The 16,313-nt window shown below is 70.1% G+C and carries 16 protein-coding genes; 9 read left to right on the forward strand and 7 right to left on the reverse strand.

All coding sequences use genetic code 11. The annotated features are described in order from the left end of the window. Positions 1-73: 73 nt before the first annotated feature. Entirely contained in the window at positions 74-520 is a 447-nt protein-coding gene (locus tag ACIHFB_RS28455; protein ID WP_365284433.1) for a sec-independent translocase, read from the forward strand. 276 nt (positions 521-796) lie between these two features. Then, positions 797-1,459 (forward strand): hypothetical protein, encoded by a 663-nt coding sequence (locus ACIHFB_RS28460; RefSeq protein WP_365284435.1) that lies wholly within the window; start codon positions 797-799, stop codon positions 1,457-1,459. 68 nt (positions 1,460-1,527) lie between these two features. Here the strand turns inward: ACIHFB_RS28460 and ACIHFB_RS28465 are convergent, their stop codons facing one another. Then, positions 1,528-2,661: an Mrp/NBP35 family ATP-binding protein gene (locus tag ACIHFB_RS28465; RefSeq protein ID WP_365284437.1), complete on the reverse strand. Its 1,134-nt coding sequence runs from the start codon at positions 2,659-2,661 to the stop codon at positions 1,528-1,530. A gap of 335 nt (positions 2,662-2,996) precedes the next feature. On the opposite strand from ACIHFB_RS28465, the gene ACIHFB_RS28470 reads away from it, so the two are divergent. Beyond that, on the forward strand, positions 2,997-3,713 hold the full coding sequence (locus ACIHFB_RS28470) for a hypothetical protein (RefSeq protein WP_400128717.1): 717 nt from the start codon (positions 2,997-2,999) through the stop codon (positions 3,711-3,713). Positions 3,714-3,716: 3 nt separating this feature from the next. Here ACIHFB_RS28470 and ACIHFB_RS28475 read toward each other — a convergent pair whose 3' ends face one another. After that, complete coding sequence (locus tag ACIHFB_RS28475; RefSeq protein ID WP_400128396.1) at positions 3,717-4,229, reverse strand: hypothetical protein; 513 nt, start codon at positions 4,227-4,229, stop codon at positions 3,717-3,719. 23 nt (positions 4,230-4,252) lie between these two features. Then, positions 4,253-5,368: a magnesium and cobalt transport protein CorA gene (locus ACIHFB_RS28480; protein WP_365284444.1), complete on the reverse strand. Its 1,116-nt coding sequence runs from the start codon at positions 5,366-5,368 to the stop codon at positions 4,253-4,255. A gap of 466 nt (positions 5,369-5,834) precedes the next feature. Between ACIHFB_RS28480 and ACIHFB_RS28485 the strand changes: the two genes are divergently transcribed. Further along, positions 5,835-6,419 (forward strand): suppressor of fused domain protein, encoded by a 585-nt coding sequence (locus tag ACIHFB_RS28485; RefSeq protein WP_365284446.1) that lies wholly within the window; start codon positions 5,835-5,837, stop codon positions 6,417-6,419. 43 nt (positions 6,420-6,462) lie between these two features. Here ACIHFB_RS28485 and ACIHFB_RS28490 read toward each other — a convergent pair whose 3' ends face one another. Then, entirely contained in the window at positions 6,463-7,740 is a 1,278-nt protein-coding gene (locus ACIHFB_RS28490) for an MFS transporter (protein WP_365284448.1), read from the reverse strand. 158 nt (positions 7,741-7,898) lie between these two features. Here ACIHFB_RS28490 and ACIHFB_RS28495 point away from each other — a divergent pair, with 158 nt between their 5' ends. From ACIHFB_RS28495 to ACIHFB_RS28505, 3 genes are all read left to right on the forward strand, one after another. Next, positions 7,899-8,540, forward strand: a complete 642-nt coding sequence (locus ACIHFB_RS28495) for a DUF6758 family protein (RefSeq protein WP_365284450.1) — start codon at positions 7,899-7,901, stop codon at positions 8,538-8,540. Positions 8,541-8,689: 149 nt separating this feature from the next. Continuing rightward, positions 8,690-9,547 (forward strand): PHP domain-containing protein, encoded by an 858-nt coding sequence (locus ACIHFB_RS28500; protein WP_365284452.1) that lies wholly within the window; start codon positions 8,690-8,692, stop codon positions 9,545-9,547. 45 nt (positions 9,548-9,592) lie between these two features. After that, a complete protein-coding gene (locus ACIHFB_RS28505) occupies positions 9,593-10,198 on the forward strand; it encodes a MarC family protein (protein WP_365284454.1) in 606 nt (201 codons plus the stop codon). 79 nt (positions 10,199-10,277) lie between these two features. On the opposite strand, the gene ACIHFB_RS28510 is transcribed toward ACIHFB_RS28505, so the two are convergent. Next, the gene (locus ACIHFB_RS28510) at positions 10,278-10,430 is read right to left on the reverse strand and encodes a hypothetical protein (protein ID WP_365284456.1); all 153 of its coding nucleotides are present in this window, start codon (positions 10,428-10,430) and stop codon (positions 10,278-10,280) included. A gap of 192 nt (positions 10,431-10,622) precedes the next feature. Between ACIHFB_RS28510 and ACIHFB_RS28515 the strand changes: the two genes are divergently transcribed. Then, positions 10,623-11,516, forward strand: a complete 894-nt coding sequence (locus ACIHFB_RS28515; protein ID WP_365284458.1) for an NYN domain-containing protein — start codon at positions 10,623-10,625, stop codon at positions 11,514-11,516. A gap of 100 nt (positions 11,517-11,616) precedes the next feature. Here ACIHFB_RS28515 and ACIHFB_RS28520 read toward each other — a convergent pair whose 3' ends face one another. Beyond that, positions 11,617-12,504 (reverse strand): alpha/beta hydrolase, encoded by an 888-nt coding sequence (locus tag ACIHFB_RS28520; RefSeq protein WP_365284460.1) that lies wholly within the window; start codon positions 12,502-12,504, stop codon positions 11,617-11,619. Positions 12,505-12,708: 204 nt separating this feature from the next. Next, positions 12,709-15,033, reverse strand: coding sequence for a DEAD/DEAH box helicase (locus tag ACIHFB_RS28525; protein ID WP_365284462.1), 2,325 nt, complete (start codon positions 15,031-15,033; stop codon positions 12,709-12,711). 505 nt (positions 15,034-15,538) lie between these two features. Between ACIHFB_RS28525 and ACIHFB_RS28530 the strand changes: the two genes are divergently transcribed. Continuing rightward, positions 15,539-16,312 (forward strand): ferritin-like fold-containing protein, encoded by a 774-nt coding sequence (locus tag ACIHFB_RS28530; protein WP_365284464.1) that lies wholly within the window; start codon positions 15,539-15,541, stop codon positions 16,310-16,312. The last annotated feature ends 1 nt before the right edge of the window (position 16,313 follow it).

The following is a 16,313-nucleotide window of genomic DNA, read 5'->3' on the forward strand; positions in this document are numbered from 1 at the left end:
TCCGGCCCGGACCACGGAAGACCCACACAGACCACCGAGGGCCGAGGACCGAGGACATCGCAAGGAGCTTCAGGTGTTCAATGACATAGGACCGCTCGAGCTGATCACGCTCGTTGTCCTCGCCGTGCTCGTCTTCGGTCCGGACAAGCTTCCGAAGGTCATCCAGGACGTCATGCGGACCGTGCGCAAGATCCGTGAGTTCTCGGACAGCGCCAAGGAAGACATCCGCAGCGAACTCGGCCCGGAGTTCAAGGACTTCGAGTTCGAGGATCTCAACCCCAAGACGTTCATCCGCAAGCAGCTGGACAACGACGAACTGGGGCTCAAGGAGATCCGCAACGGCTTCGACCTGAAGAAGGAGATGGCCGACGTCACGGACGCGGTCCACGGCCGTGACGCCGACGCGTCGAGTTCGTCGTCCGCCGCCGCTTCCGGTTCGTCGGGCGCCCGCGTCGACATGACCAAGAAGCCCGAGGGCCCGGGCGACGAGCGCCCGCCTTTCGACTACGACGCCACCTGAGCCGTACGACCGAGGCGCCCCTCGGCGTCGTACGTGACGCGTTTCATACTCCGCTCGTAATCCGCCCTCGCACCCTGCGCCCTGCGGCCTGAACACCACGTCCGAGCGGCCCACGCGCCGGGCGATTTCCCGGCTGCCCCGAGTGGTGTGGATATGCTGCCGAGTTGTTGTGCGGACCGGACGACTACGCCCGAAGGGGGGCGGGCCGTCCCGGTCCGACGAGAACCAGGGGGGCGGGCCGTCCCGGTCCGACACGAGCGAGGAGGCGTCCGGCACATGGAGACGACGAGTCGAGTCGCGCAGCCAGCGGCCGCGGAGGGCGGACAACAGGTCCCCTCTGCCCGGCGCACGGTCGACGGCTACCTGCTGGCGCCCTTCCCGTGGTACGGCCTCGACGAGGCCTTCACGGGGCCGCGCTGGCTGATGCAGGTGGGGACGGCGGCCGACGGGGCCGTGGAGCACGGGTCGATCGGACATGGTGACGAGCCCTCCGTCCGCAACGAGAACTCTGCCGCTGCCGATGCCAAGGAGAAGTTCGCGGTCGTGGTGACCGTCGCGGCGAATCCGTCCCGGCGGAGCGCCGACGGCACGGGCCTGCTGGAGGCCACGTCGGTGTCCTCGGCGGCCTGGCTGGCCGGGGTGGGGCTGCTGTCCTTCACCTGGCCCGGGCAGATGGACCACTCCCTGCGGGACGACTGGCTGGAGCAGCAGACGGAGACGGCGTGGGCCCTGGCCGACGATCTCGCCGGTCCGGCGTGGTCGACGCTGTCCCTGCCCGTGGACGGGGTGCCCACGCCCTTCCACTACCGCGAGTCCGAGTTCGGGTGGGTGCTTGCCGGGTCCACGCCGGAAGGGGTGCACGTGGGGGCGTACGGGCGGGGGATGAGCGCGTACGGGTTGGGGTTCGCCGTGATCAAGGACGTAGCGGCCTACGCATGACAGCAGGGGCGCCGGTGGATCTCGGCGCCCCTAAGGGCATCCCTCTCAGGGCATCCCCCAGCGCCCTCTCAGAACTTGTTCCTCGGCGTGATCCCCAGCGACATGCCCGACAGGCCCCTCTGCCGTCCCCCCAGCTTCCCCGCGATGGCCCGCAGCGCGGCCCCCGCCGGGGAGTCCGGGTCCGTCAGGACCACTGGCTTGCCCTCGTCGCCGCCCTCGCGGAGGCGGACGTCGATGGGGATGCTGCCGAGGACGGGGACGTTCGCGCCGGTCGTGCGGGTGAGGCCGTCGGCGACGGACTGGCCGCCGCCCGTGCCGAACACGTCGACCATCTCGCCGCAGTGGGGGCAGGGAAGGCCGGACATGTTCTCGACGACGCCCACGATCTTCTGGTGGGTCTGGACGGCGATGGAGCCCGCGCGCTCGGCGACCTCGGCCGCCGCCTGCTGCGGGGTCGTGACGACGAGGATCTCGGCGTTCGGCACGAGCTGGGCCACGGAGATGGCGATGTCGCCCGTGCCCGGGGGCAGGTCCAGGAGCAGGACGTCCAGGTCGCCCCAGTACACGTCCGCCAGGAACTGCTGAAGTGCGCGGTGGAGCATCGGGCCGCGCCAGACCACAGGGGCGTTGCCGGGCGTGAACATGCCGATGGAGATGACCTTCACGCCGTTCGCGGACGGCGGCATGATCATGTTCTCGACCTGGGTGGGACGCCCGTCGGCACCCAGCATGCGCGGCACCGAGTGGCCGTAGATGTCGGCGTCGACCACGCCCACCTTGAGGCCGTCCGCCGCCATCGCCGCCGCCAGGTTGACGGTCACGGACGACTTGCCGACGCCGCCCTTGCCGGAGGCGACCGCGTACACGCGGGTGAGGGAGCCGGGCTTGGCGAAGGGGACCTCCCGCTCGGCCGTGCCGCCGCGCAGCGCGGAGGCCAGCTCCTTGCGCTGTTCGTCGCTCATGACGTCGAGCTCGACGTCGACACGGGTGACGCCGTCTACCCGCGAGACCGCCTCCGTCACCCGCTGCGTGATCGTGTCGCGCATCGGACAGCCGGACACCGTCAGGTACACGGCGACCGCGACCGCTCCGTCCGCGCCGATCTGCACCGACTTGACCATCCCGAGTTCGGTGATGGGTCGGTTGATCTCGGGGTCGTTCACCGTCGCCAGTGCTTCACGCACCGCGTCTTCCGTAGCCATAAGGACGATGGTACGGCGCTGCACAGGTGCCCCGGTAAGCCCCGTCACCGGTCGTCTACGTCACGTCCGTGCGACCGTTCTGCCGGGAATACGCTGTGCCCCTCCTGTCGGCCCTGAAGCTCCTTTGTTCCGAATTGCTCGTTCGAACGGCCTTCGGACCGGCCCGTCCCGATCGGATACGCCCTGGTGAGCGGTACGGACCCACTGGCTCCGCCGGGCCCGCGCGACCCCGGTACTCTGCCGTACGCCGCTGAAGGACCCTCGTCAGAAAGGCAGCTCCACCTGTGACTGCGATTCCCCGGGGCCGTGCCCGCAGAGCCACGCTGGTGAGCGCGATGTGTGCCCTGGTCGTGACGGGAACGGCGGCACTGTCGGGATGCAGCGAGGACCCCGACGCGGGCACGAACGGGGTCGGCAAGCTGTCGGCCGACAAGATCCAGGCCAGGACCCGTACGGCCGCCGGGTCCGCCACCGCGCTCCACCTCTCCGGAACCGTGGTCACCAGCGGACGCACCTACGAACTCGACATGCGCCTGAAGTCCGACGGCGGCACCGGGTCGGTCACCGCCGGGGGCACGACCTTCCGGCTGCTGCGCGTCGGCGAGCAGCTGTTCCTCAAGGCGGACGCGGAGTTCTGGCACCCCGAGAACTCCAAGGACGGCGACTCCGGCGGCACGGACTCGGACACGGCCGCCGCCGACAAGCTCGACGGCAAGTTCGTGAAGGTGCCGCAGGGCGACCCCTCGTACAAGAAGTTCAGCGGCTTCACCGACAAGGACGTCCTCCTCGACGGCCTGCTGACCCTGCACGGCACGCTGGAGACGGACGGGCACCACGAGCAGTCCGGCACCCGCGCCATCCGCATCGCCGGCGACAAGGGCTCCGGAGGCACCCTGGACGTCTCCCTGGAGGGACAGCCGTATCCGCTCCGCCTGGTGCGAGCGGGGAGCGCCGGCACCCTGCTCTTCACGGACTGGGGCAAGGACTTCAAGATCGAGGAACCGAAGCAGGACGAGACGGTGGACTACGGCAAGCAGCTGCCGACGTCCTAGCGGCTACTTGCGCCGACGCTTCTTCATCAACAACCTCGGGAGCCCGGCAGGCATCGGCTCCCGCGTGGTCGCCGGCGTAGGCAGCGGCGCCGCCGCCAGATTGCCGTCGGGCAAGGCGGTCGTCGCCCCCGTGGGCTCCAGCCGCAGCACCCGGCACTCGCGGGACCAGCGGAGCGTCATCGCCTCCCCGTCGGGGGCGTTCAGCCGCTTGCCCTTGAGCTCGGCGACCGTCGCGTCCCACTGCTCGGACCCCGGCGTGAGCTCGACGACCTTCGCCGCCCAGGAGACCAGCCGACCGCCCTTGTCCTTGCTGCGGACGGTCACCTCGGCGGCGGCTCCGTCGGCCAGCCCCGGCAGCGGCTGCTCGCCCGGCCCGTCGCCGATCAGACAGGCGGCACCCTCGTGCCACACGTGCCACAGCGCGCGGGCCGGTCCGCCGGGCCCCTTGACCCAGATGAGGCCGGACTTCTTGGTGGCCTCCTCGACGAGGGCCTGGTCGAGCAGCTCACTTGTCATGCGCCCAGCCTAGCCAGACGCGCTCACAGCCAGCCGTTGCGCTTCAGGGTGCGGTGGATGCCCAGGCAGATGGCGCCGGTGATGGCCATGATCACCGGGTAGCCGAACTTCCAGTGCGTCTCCGGCATGTAGTCGAAGTTCATGCCGTACACGCCACAGACCATCGTCGGTACGGCGATGATGGCCGCCCAGGACGTGATCTTCCGCATGTCCTCGTTCTGTGCGACGGACGCCTGGGCGAGATTGGCCTGGAGGATCGAGTTGAGCAGTTCGTCGAAGCCGACGACCTGCTCCTGCACCCGGGCCAGGTGGTCGGCGACATCACGGAAGTACTTCTGGATGTCGGGGTCGATCAGCCGCATCGGCCGCTCGCTGAGCAGCAGCATCGGACGGAGCAGGGGCGCGACGGCGCGCTTGAACTCCAGCACCTCACGCTTGAGTTGGTAGATCCGGCCGGCGTCCGTGCCGCGCGGGGTGCCCTTGCGCCCCGGCGAGAACACCTCGGTCTCGACCTCGTCGATGTCGTCCTGCACGGCGTCGGCGACCGCGACATACCCGTCGACGACATGGTCGGCGATCGCGTGCAGCACCGCCGAGGGGCCCTTGGCGAGCAGCTCGGGGTCGTCCTGCAACCGGTGCCGAAGCGCCCGTAGCGAGCCCTGTCCGCCGTGCCGGACGGTGATGAAGAAGTCACGTCCGGTGAAGCACATGACCTCACCGGTCTCGACGATCTCGCTGCTGGCGGTGAGTTCGTCGTGCTCGATGTAGTGGATGGTCTTGAAGACCGTGAACAGGGAGTCGTCGTAGCGCTCCAGCTTGGGCCGCTGGTGGGCCTGGACGGCGTCCTCGACGGCCAGCGGGTGCAGCCCGAACTCGCCTGCGATACCGGAGAATTCGGCCTCGGTGGGCTCGTGCAGCCCGATCCAGACGAAGCCTCCGTCGCGCCGCACCTGGCGCATCGCCTCGTGCGGCGTCAGCGGTGCCGGGGTCTCGATGCGGGCGCCGTCGCGGTAGATGGCGCAGTCGACCACGGCCGAGGGCGTCGACGGGTCGCGCGTCGTGTCGTACCCGGCGGTGTCCTTGCGGAGCGAGGGACGGGACGGACGGACGGCGGCACGCAGGTCGCGGATCATCGACATGGCAGGCTCCTTCGCGGGCAGGCAGCGAAAGCCTCCGAGGAGGGGTGGAACAACCCGGAATGAGGACGTCCTGACTGCGGATGTTTGGCACGTCCACAAAGCGGGGAGCACCGCACCATCGCGGTGGTGAGCTTCGCTGCTGATTCAGCTACTGCTGCGGGACAGACAGATCAGGCAATACGAACGAAGGCTCTTCCGCGGTGAAATGCGTGCGAGAGGTGGCGGCCGACTAGAGAAGCAGAGCGGCTACGTCAGCGGCGGGAAGAGCGGGTGCTACTGCACGGTCGACTTCGATCCATTGCAGCCCCACCTCCTCCGGCCGGTCCCCCGTGGGGGAGTGTCGTCGGTGTCGGGACTTGACTGCGACGCTGCTGCGTGCTGCCCCGAACCACCGGGCAAGAGTATCAGCCGACTGAAGTGTCAAGGCGCTGCTTTGCCCGGCACTGACGAGTTCTATGCTCGCCGCATGGTTGATGTTCTTGCTCTGGTAGAGGCCCGGTTGCGTACCGCACTGGGCGAACCGGACGCCCGCGCCGCGGTCACCTTCCTCGGTACCGACCGCATCGAGGTGCTCCGTTTCCAGCAGGACGACATCGTCCGCTACGCCACGCTCGGGATGTCCGCACACCCCATGGCCGACCCCACCGCGGTCCTCGCCGACCCGGTCGAGGGCCCCCGCGCCGAGCTGGTGCTCTCCGTACGATCCGGGCTCGCCGACACCGACAAGGCGCTCCGCCCCCTCGCCGTGCTCGCCGCGTCTCCGCAGATGGAGGGGCTGGTCGTGGCCCCCGGCGCCTCCCTGGACGTGGGCGATCCGATCTGGCCCGGCGCTCCCTTCACCTCGGTCCTGGTCGCCGAGCCGGGTGGCCTGGTCGAGGACCTGGACCTGGACGAGCCCCTCGACCCCGTACGGTTTCTGCCGCTGCTCCCCATGACGCCGAACGAGGCCGCCTGGAAGCGTGTGCACGGCGCCCAGGCCCTCCAGGAGCGCTGGCTGACGAACGGAACGGACCTGCGGGATCCGTCCCGCAAGTCCGTTCCGCTGGACTGACCGGCCAAGGTGACCGAACTCACCAACCGGTCGCTGGAATCGCTCAGTTGGCGAACACCGTGACGCTGTCCTCCGTGGCGTGCCTCGGCTCCAGCTCCTCCGCCTCGTGCGCGAGGGCCTTCCGTCGTACGACGACCACCGCGGCGCCCAGGACGGCGGTGGCCGCCGCCACCACGAACGGGATGTGGATGTTGCTCCACTCCTCGATCTTCGGCGCGAAGAACGGTGCGGCCGCGGCCGCGAACCAGCGCACGAAGTTGTAGCCCGCGCTGGCGACCGGGCGAGGGGCGTCCGAGACGCCCAGCGCCAGCTCTGTGTAGACGGTGTTGTTCACGCCGATGAACGCGCCGGACAGGATCGTGCAGACGACGGCCGTCGTGTGGCTCCCGTAGCCGAGGACCAGTACGTCGACGGCGAGCAGCACCAGCGAGCCGCCGAGCACCTTCAGCGAACCGAACCGCTCCTGCAGCCGCGGCGCCACGAGCACCGAGAAGACGGCGAGCAGCACACCCCAGGCGAAGAACACGGCACCCGACTTGTACGGGGTCATGTCCAGCACGAAGGGCGTGAAGGCCAGGACCGTGAAGAACGTGTAGTTGTAGAAGAAGGAGGAGACCGCCGCGGAGGCCAGTCCGCCGTGGCCGAGCGCCCTGATCGGGTCGAGCAGTGACGTCTTCTGCGCCGGCCTCGGCTGCTCCTTGAGGAACGCCGTGATGCACAGGAAGCCGACCGCCATCAGGGCCGCGGTGCCGAAGAACGGGTAGCGCCAGTTGGCGTCCCCGAGCAGCGCGCCCAGCAGGGGCCCGCACGCCATGCCGAGGCCCAGGGCGGACTCGTAGAGCAGGATCGCCGCCGCACTGCCGCCCTCCCGCCCGTCGCCCGCCACCACCCTTGTCCGACGCGCTGCGCGCGGCTCTATTGAATTCGCGCCGACGATGACCGCGAGGGCGGTGGAGACGAAGAGCGCGTTGCCGAGTCCCCAGCCGGCCCGGAACCCGACGAGTTCGGCGACCGAGTTCGAGGTACCCGCGAGGGCCGCGAAGACCACGACGAACGCGAGGCCGAGCAGCAGGGTCTTACGGCCGCCGATACGGCTGGAGACGAAGCCGGTGATCAGCATCGCCACGGCGGTGATCAGGAAGTACGAGGTGAAGAGCAGAGAGACCTGGCTGGCCGTGGCGTCCAGGCCCTGAGCGATCGACGGCAGGATCGGGTCGACGAGCCCGATGCCCATGAAGGCGACGACGGACGCGCCCGCGGTCGCCCAGACCGCCTTCGGCTGCCGCAGGATGCCGCCGGCTCCCGCGTCGAATGGGTCCATGGTTCCCTCACTCCCCACTGAAGATAGTTGGTATATGCACATACTAAGTTAGCTCGGCTAATTAATGCAAGCTACATCTATTTTCGCGGGTCAGGCGTTCCGTCCGGACGGGTGATCGTCCTTGACGTGACGGAGCAGGGGTAGGACCGTGGGGCCCTATGAGGGGCGAACCCAGTTGCCCGAAGTGTGGTGGCCGGGTCAGGGCTCCCGGACTCTTCGCCGATTCCTGGCAGTGCGATGTGCACGGCACCGTGCATCCGCTGCAGCCCGTGATCCCGCCCAGCGTCGAGGCCCTCAGCGTCGTGGTGCATCGCACCCAGGTACCGGTGTGGATGCCCTGGCCGCTTCCGGTCGGCTGGTTGTTCACCGGCGTGGCCTGCGCGGGCGACGATCGCAGCGGGGGTCGTGCGACGGCCGTGGCGTGCTCGGGGCCGGGGCCGCTGGGCGGCATGGGGGAGTTGATCCTGGTCGCCGAGGAGCTCGGCGTGGGGCTCGGGGCGCGCTACGCGGGCATCGACGGGCCGGACCCGGGGCCCTCCATGAACGTCGAGAAGCCGCCGCAGGCCAAGGTGCTGGCGGCGGGGCGGCCGACGCCGATGTGGCATGTCGCCGACTCGCCCGATGACCGTGCGGTGTTCGCCGGTGAGGCGCGGGGGTTGTGGCTGTGGGCCGTTGTGTGGCCCGAGCAGTCGGGGCTGCTGATGTACGACGAGCTGGTGCTGACGGATCTGCGCGATGCGGGGGCCGAGGTGGATCTGGTTCCCTGCGGGGCGCTTTCGCCGCGCTTGCTTGAGCCGTAGGGCGCCCAAGAGCTCGGGTGGCTCGCGTTGTCGTGCGGGTGCTCGCCCGTTGTGGCTGATCGCGCAGTTCCCCGCGCCCCTGGGTGGGTGGGGGAGCCGTTAGTCTTGGGTGTCCCCTTCCCTGCCGTCACCCGCTGGAGTTCGCACTCGTGCGTATAGACCTGCACACCCACTCCACCGCTTCCGACGGTACGGATTCCCCCGCTGAGCTGGTGCGGAACGCTGCCGCTGCCGGGCTGGACGTCGTTGCGCTGACCGATCACGACACCACCCGTGGGTACGGCGAGGCGATCGCCGCGCTGCCCGAGGGGCTGACGCTCGTCACCGGGGCCGAGCTGTCCTGTCGTATCGACGGGGTCAGCATGCACATGCTGGCCTACCTGTTCGACGCCGAGGAGCCGGCGCTGCTTGCGGAGCGTGAGCTGGTGCGGGACGACCGGGTGCCGCGGGCCAAGGGGATGATCGCCAAGCTCAATGAGCTGGGTGTGCCGGTGACCTGGGAGCAGGTCGAGCGCATCGCCCAAGACGGGTCCGTCGGGCGGCCGCATGTCGCCTCCGCGCTGGTCGAGCTGGGTGTCGTACCGACCGTGGGGGACGCCTTCACCGAGGACTGGCTGGCCGACGGCGGACGGGCGTACGTCGAGAAGCACGAGACCGATCCCTTCGAGGCGATCCGGCTGGTCAAGGCCGCGGGCGGGGTCACGGTGTTCGCGCACCCGGCCGCCGGCAAGCGGGGGCGCACGGTGCCGGACTCCGCGATCGCCGAGATGGCGGCCGCGGGTCTCGACGGCATCGAGGTCGACCACATGGACCACGACCCGGAGGCGCGCGAGCGGCTGCGGGGCCTGGCGAAGGAGCTGGGTCTGCTGACGACCGGCTCCAGCGACTACCACGGCAGCCGGAAGACGGTTCTGCTCGGCGAGTACACGACGGACCCCGAGGTGTACGGGGAGATCACGCGCCGGGCGACGGGGGCGTTTCCCGTGCCGGGGACCGGCGGAGCCTGAGGCTCGACCCCGCTGACCAGTCCCCCTCTTCCGCAAGGCTCACCCATGTTCGACGTCGCCGTCTTCGGCTCTCTCTTCCTCACCCTTTTTGTCATCATGGATCCCCCCGGGATCACCCCGATCTTCCTTGCGCTGACCTCGGGCCGCCCCGTCAAGGTGCAGAAGCGGATGGCCTTCCAGGCCGTCTGTGTCGCCGGCGGTGTGATCACCGTGTTCGGGCTCCTGGGCCATCAGATCCTCGACTACCTGCACGTCTCCGTCCCCGCCCTGATGATCGCGGGCGGGCTGCTGCTTCTGCTGATCGCGCTCGACCTGCTCACCGGCAAGACGGACGAGCCGAAGCAGACGAAGGACGTGAACGTCGCGCTCGTACCGCTCGGCATGCCGCTGCTCGCCGGGCCCGGTGCGATCGTCTCCGTCATCCTCGCGGTGCAGAAGGCCGACAGCGTCGCCACTCAGGTGTCGGTGTGGTCGGCGATCGTGGCCATCCATGTCGTGCTGTGGCTGGTGATGCGGTACTCGCTGCTGATCATCAGGGTCATCAAGGACGGCGGCGTGGTCCTGGTGACCCGGCTCGCGGGAATGATGCTGTCCGCGATCGCCGTGCAGCAGATCATCAACGGTGTCACGCAGGTGGTCCAGGGGAGCTGAACCCCGTGCAAGCGCAGAGCCCCCGTCCGGCGTAGGTGCCGGGCGGGGGCTCTGAAGCTTCTGCGGTGATCCGCGTCTGTTACGAGGCCGTGGTGTCGGCCGGACGGATCCACAGCCGCTGGCCTATGGCCGCGGCCTGCTGAACGATCCGGTTGACGGAGGCGGCGTCCACAACGGTGCAGTCCACGGGCGTGCCGTCGACGTCGTCGAGTCGCATGATTTCGAAGCGCATGGCTTCTCCCTTCGTCTGGTCATCCTCCTGAGGAGAATTGCTTTACATGCGTAGTCAACGAGCTGCGTGTTACAAACATTCCCTACGCTAAAGAAATTTTTCGAACGGCTAACTACTGACTGGTATAGGAGTCTTCGGAGACCCATTGGGACCGGTTGTGTTCGCAGCGTGACCGCCGGGACAATGGAGGCGATGAACGACGACCTCGCGGCGCTCGGCGCCCGCATCGACCGCACCAACGAGCTGCTCCAGCGCATGCTCGCCGAGGTGGCGAAGACGCCCTCGACGCATGCGATCTTCGTCGACGCCGGGTATCTGTACGCGGCCGCGGGCCGGCTCGTCGCCGGGACCGAGGACCGGCGGGCCTTCGACCTCGACGCCGAGGGACTGATCGAGGCACTCATCGACAAGGCCCGCACGATCTTCGCGGACAGCCGGCTGCTGCGGGTCTACTGGTACGACGGCGCCCGGCGCCGCATCCACACGGCCGAGCAGCAGTCCATCGCCGAACTCCCCGACGTCAAGGTCCGCCTGGGCAACCTCAACGCCAACAACCAGCAAAAGGGCGTGGATTCATTGATCCGCTCCGACCTCGAGTCACTCGCCCGGCACCGCGCGATCAGCGACGCGGCCCTGCTCGGCGGCGACGAGGACCTGGTGTCGGCCGTGGAGGCGGCGCAAGGGTACGGCGCGCGGGTGCACCTGTGGGGCATCGAGGCACCGGAGGGCCGCAACCAGGCGGAGCCGCTGCTCTGGGAGGTCGACAGCCAGCGCACCTTCGACCTCGACTTCTTCAAGCCGTACGTCGCCCGGCGCACCGCAACCGCCTACGACGCCACGGCGACCCGGCCCAGCCGTGAGGACGTGCGGTTCGTCGGCGCGCAGATCGCGGCGAAGTGGCTGGCGGCGCGCGGCCGGGAGTCGCTGGTGGAGCTGTTGCCCGGGCATCCGTATCTGCCCGGGTCGGTGGACCAGGACCTGCTGGTGGAGGCGGAGGGGCTTCTCCAGTACTCGCTGCGCGGCCAGGCGGATCTGCGGCGGGCGCTGCGGGATGGGTTCTGGGAGCACCTTCAGACGCAGTACTGAGCGCTCCGCGACGGGTCGTTCGGTCGTCTGCGGGTGCGTCGTGGCTGGGCGGGCCCACGCGGCGGAGCCGCACATCGATACAGCCCCGCGGCCCTGTGTTTCATCGGTGGTCGGTCGTGTCCCAGAAGTCCGCCAGGGCGTGGGCTGTGGGGAGTGGCTGGTCCATGTTGGGTGAGTGCTCCGCGCCGGCCACGACCGTGCGGCGCGCCTTCAGCGTCACGGCCATGTCGTCGAGGAGGGTCACCGGCCAGGTGTCGTCGCGGGAGCCCGACAGCACGTGGAACGGGAGCGGGACGGTGGCGAGTTCGGCCACGCGGTCCGGCTCGGTGCACAACTGACGGCCCGTCGCGATGAGTTGGGCGGGCTTGTTGCCCAGCCAGCGGCGGCGGAGCTGGTCCATGTCGCCGAGTCCGCGGGCCGGACCGCCGACCTCCTCCGGGGGGCCCATGGCCAGGATCGCCTCCCACACCTCGGTCATCGTCAGCACCGCGAGTGTGTCCCGCAGCAGTTTGACGCGCTGCCGCTGGGAGTCGGAGACCTGCGCCGGGCCCGAGGAGACGAGGGTGAGCGAGCGAAAGGGGGTGTGGTCGACGAGGACTGCGGCGCGGGCGATCTGGCCGCCGAGGGAGTGCCCGACAAGGTGCACGGGCGTGCCGAGTGCCGCAGCCTGCGCGAGGACGTCCTTCGCCAACTCGTCCTGTGCATACGCCGATTCATCGCTCTCCGGACCGTCGGACTCGTACTGTCCGCGTCCGTCCAGAGCCACGACCCGGTAACCGCGTACGGTCAGCGGCTCGTGCAGCAGCGTGAAGTCCTCCTTGCTGCCCGTGAATCCGGGCAGCATCAGCACGACACCCCTCGGCTCGACACCGGAGGACACGGGCGAGTCGACGGCAGCGAACTCACCGCGAGCGGTGCGCAGCCGGTGCAGACGGGCGCCGGGCGGCGGGGGAACGGCCGGCAGGGGGGCGGGCGCTGAGCTGGTCACGGGGTGAGGCTATCGGGCGGGGCGACTCCGCCGGAGGCCGGTTCCTGGCCGTCGTGGGGGCGGGCGGGCGGTGCGGGTGCCGTGCGAGTCGACTGTGGCTTGCGTGCCCGCGGTGGTGTTGGCGTCTTCTGGTCTCTGCCCGCCCTAGAACGCCGATGGCCCGGTCCCGCGAGATGCGGGGCCGGGCCATATCGGGGTGCGAGGTCAGCTCTCCGCGGGCTCCGCGGCGGCCGTGGCCTTGCGGGTGCGGCGCGGCTTGGGCTCCGTGGATTCCGGTGCCTCGGTGGCCGTCGTCGCCTTGCGGGTACGGCGGCGCGGGGCGGTCTCCGGCTCCTGCGTGGCCTGCGCCGGAATCTCCGCCGTCTCGGCGGTCGCGACGGCCTTGCGGGTGCGGCGGACCTTGGGCTTGGCCTCCGTACCGTCGGCGGTGTCGACCGCTGCCTCGGCCGCGGTCTTCCGAGTACGGCGCGCCTTCGGCTCGGTGGCCTCCGGCGCCTCGGTGGTCGCGGCGGCCTTGCGCGTACGGCGCGGCTTGGCCTCCACGGCGTCCGGCGCCTCGGTGGCGACGGCGGCCTTGCGGGTGCGGCGGACCTTGGGCTTGGCCTCCGTGCCCTCGGCCGTGTCGACCGCCGCTTCCGCGGCAGCCGCGGTCTTACGGGTGCGGCGGCGCGGCTTGGCCTCCTCCGTGCCCTCTGCGGTGTCCACCGCGGCCTCGGCCGTGGCCGCGGTCTTGCGGGTGCGGCGCGGCTTCGCTTCCGTGGCCTCCACCGTCTCGGCGGTGGCGGTGGCCTTGCGGGTGCGGCGCGGCTTGGTCTCCTCCGCGCCTTCCGCCGTGTCGACCGCGGTCTCGGCCGCGGCCGTGGCGGCGGCCTTGCGGGTGCGGCGGCGCGGGGCCGGAGCCTCGGGGGCCTCGGCAGCCGCCGGAGCCTCCGACACCTGTACAGCCGACTCGACCGTGACCTCCGGCTCCGCCGACTTGCGCGTACGGCGGCGGCGCTGCTTCACCGGGGCCTCGGAGGCGTCCAGGGCCGGACCCTCCGCCGTCGCCACGGCGCTTTCCGCGGGCTCGTTGATCGCTTGCGTGGCCGTCGCCACCGGCTCGGCACCTCCGGCGCGGGTACGGCGACGGCGCCTCGGGGTGCGGGGACCGGTCACCTCGTCCGAGGTGGTCTCCGCCGCGGGGGCGGGGGCGGTCCCGGCGGGAGCCGTGTCGTCCAGCGTGGACCCGCCGCGCGTACGACGGCGACGACGCGGCGTACGGGCCGGGCGCTCGCGGTCGGCGGAACGGGACTCGCCCCGGTCGCCGCGACCACCGCGGCCGCGCGGACCGCGGCCGCCCGTCTCACCGAGGTCCTCGACCTCCTCGGCCGCGAGCCCGGCGCGCGTGCGCTCCGAGCGCGGCAGGACACCCTTGGTGCCCGCGGGGATGTTCAGTTCCTCGAAGAGGTGCGGGGACGTGGAGTACGTCTCCGGCGGGTCGTTGAAACCGAGGTCCAGCGCCTTGTTGATGAGCTGCCAGCGCGGGATGTCGTCCCAGTCGACGAGGGTGATCGCGATGCCCTTGGCACCCGCACGGCCCGTACGGCCGATGCGGTGCAGGTACGTCTTCTCGTCCTCGGGGGACTGGTAGTTGATGACGTGCGTGACGCCCTCGACGTCGATGCCGCGGGCGGCGACGTCGGTGCAGACCAGTACGTCCACCTTGCCGTTGCGGAAGGCGCGCAGCGCCTGCTCACGGGCGCCCTGGCCGAGGTCGCCGTGGACCGCGCCGGAGGCGAAGCCGCGCTGCTGAAGCTGGTCGGCGAGGTCCGCCGCCGTGCGCTTGGTGCGGCAGAAGACCATCACGAGACCGCGGCCGTCGGCCTGCAGTATCCGCGAGACCATCTCCGGCTTGTCCATGTTGTGCGCGCGGTAGACGAACTGCTCGGTGTTGCGGACCGTCTGGCCCTCGTCGTCCGGCGCCGTGGCGCGGATGTGCGTGGGCTGCGACATGTAGCGGCGCGCGAGACCGATGACCGCGCCCGGCATGGTCGCCGAGAACAGCATCGTCTGACGACGGGCCGGCAGCATGTTGATGATCTTCTCGACGTCGGGCAGGAAGCCCAGGTCGAGCATCTCGTCGGCCTCGTCGAGGACGAGCGCCTTGATGTGCTTGAGGTTGAGCTTCTTCTGGCCCGCGAGGTCCAGCAGCCGGCCCGGGGTGCCGACGATCACGTCGACGCCCTTCTTGAGGGCCTCGACCTGAGGCTCGTAGGCCCGGCCGCCGTAGATGGCGAGGACGCGGACGTTGCGCACCTTGCCCGCGGTCAGCAGGTCGTTCGTCACCTGTGTGCACAGCTCGCGCGTCGGGACGACGACGAGTGCCTGCGGGGCGTCGGTGAGGGCCTCGGGCTTGGCGCGCCCGGCCTCGACGTCGGCGGGGACGGTGACGCGCTCGAGAAGCGGAAGGCCGAAGCCCAGCGTCTTGCCGGTGCCGGTCTTGGCCTGGCCGATGACGTCGGTGCCCGAGAGGGCGACGGGGAGCGTCATCTCCTGGATGGGGAACGGATTGATGATGCCGACGGCTTCAAGGGCCTCGGCGGTCTCGGAAAGGATCCCGAGCTCTCGGAAAGTCGTAGTCAGGGTGCTGCCTCTTCTGTGTACGCGGCGCGAGGCGAGCGCGGGGGTCGTGTCAGACCGTGCCGGGGACGTCGGCTGCCTTACGGCGAGCCGTATGGCACGGGAGACCTCTGCCGACGCTCTAGCGCTCGAACCGCTGAGGGTCCCTCCAAGCTTCGTACGCAGAGTGACGTACGGCCGTGGAGAGCTGTCAGGTCGGAGCCGATCGGGCCACCGACCGGGCATCCTCATACGTGCGGCCCGTCGAGATACCGTCGAGCTACGTCGAAGTACTCAGCAGGCGCATTACCACCATACCCCGGAAACGCGCACATGCGATGGCCGATTCGGTCACGTTGTGGTCGTCACACCACTTCGCGTCGTCGTCGTCACAGTGACTGACCAGGGACTTCCCTCGTGCGGCGAGCGGGCTATTGTGCGCTTCATGACGACCTCTGACAAGCCTGAAAACGCCTCGGAGACCTCCGGCGCAGCCGCCGACCCCGCAGCACACACCGGAGTCGCCGCCCAGGGCTGGGCGAAGGCCGCCGCCGACCCGCAGTACCGCGCCGCGGTCGTCGACCTGCTCGGTGCGCTCGCGTACGGAGAGCTGGCGGCGTTCGAGCGGCTGGCGGAGGACGCCAAGCTGGCGCCGACCCTGGCGGACAAGGCGGAGCTGGCGAAGATGGCGTCGGCCGAGTTCCACCACTTCGAGAGGCTGCGGGACCGGCTCACGGAGATCGGCGAGGAGCCGACCCGGGCGATGGAGCCGTTCGTGGCCGCGCTCGACGGCTTCCATAAGCAGACGGCGCCCTCGGACTGGCTGGAGGGCCTGGTCAAGGCCTACGTCGGCGACTCGATCGCCAGTGACTTCTACCGCGAGGTCGCCGCCCGGCTCGACTCGGACAGCCGTGAACTCGTCCTGGCCGTGCTCGACGACACCGGGCACGCCGGTTTCGCCGTGGAGAAGGTGCGGGCGGCGATCGACGCCGACCCTCGTGTGGGTGGTCGGCTCGCGCTGTGGGCGCGGCGGTTGATGGGCGAGGCCCTGTCGCAGTCCCAGCGGGTCGTCGCCGACCGGGACGCCCTGTCGACGATGCTCGTGGGCGGGGTGGCCGACGGGTTCGACCTCGCCGAGGTCGGCAGGATGTTCTCGCGGATCACCGAGGCGCACACCAAGCGGATGGCTGCGCTGGGCTTGGCTGCGTAGC

The organism is Streptomyces sp. NPDC051963 (genome assembly GCF_044593495.1).
In the GTDB taxonomy this organism is placed as follows: domain Bacteria; phylum Actinomycetota; class Actinomycetes; order Streptomycetales; family Streptomycetaceae; genus Streptomyces.

Bases quoted from the DNA above. Each gene is read 5' to 3' on its own strand.
- ACIHFB_RS28460 (WP_365284435.1), top strand. From the start codon at position 797: ATGGAGACGACGAGTCGAGTCGCGCAGCCAGCGGCCGCGGAGGGCGGA.
- ACIHFB_RS28465 (WP_365284437.1), bottom strand. From the start codon at position 2,661: ATGGCTACGGAAGACGCGGTGCGTGAAGCACTGGCGACGGTGAACGAC.
- ACIHFB_RS28475 (WP_400128396.1), bottom strand. From the start codon at position 4,229: ATGACAAGTGAGCTGCTCGACCAGGCCCTCGTCGAGGAGGCCACCAAG.
- ACIHFB_RS28480 (WP_365284444.1), bottom strand. From the start codon at position 5,368: ATGTCGATGATCCGCGACCTGCGTGCCGCCGTCCGTCCGTCCCGTCCC.
- ACIHFB_RS28490 (WP_365284448.1), bottom strand. From the start codon at position 7,740: ATGGACCCATTCGACGCGGGAGCCGGCGGCATCCTGCGGCAGCCGAAG.
- ACIHFB_RS28505 (WP_365284454.1), top strand. From the start codon at position 9,593: ATGTTCGACGTCGCCGTCTTCGGCTCTCTCTTCCTCACCCTTTTTGTC.
- ACIHFB_RS28485 (WP_365284446.1), top strand. From the start codon at position 5,835: ATGGTTGATGTTCTTGCTCTGGTAGAGGCCCGGTTGCGTACCGCACTG.
- ACIHFB_RS28510 (WP_365284456.1), bottom strand. From the start codon at position 10,430: ATGCGCTTCGAAATCATGCGACTCGACGACGTCGACGGCACGCCCGTG.
- ACIHFB_RS28495 (WP_365284450.1), top strand. From the start codon at position 7,899: ATGAGGGGCGAACCCAGTTGCCCGAAGTGTGGTGGCCGGGTCAGGGCT.
- ACIHFB_RS28470 (WP_400128717.1), top strand. From the start codon at position 2,997: ATGTGTGCCCTGGTCGTGACGGGAACGGCGGCACTGTCGGGATGCAGC.
- ACIHFB_RS28525 (WP_365284462.1), bottom strand. From the start codon at position 15,033: ATGACGCTCCCCGTCGCCCTCTCGGGCACCGACGTCATCGGCCAGGCC.
- ACIHFB_RS28515 (WP_365284458.1), top strand. From the start codon at position 10,623: ATGAACGACGACCTCGCGGCGCTCGGCGCCCGCATCGACCGCACCAAC.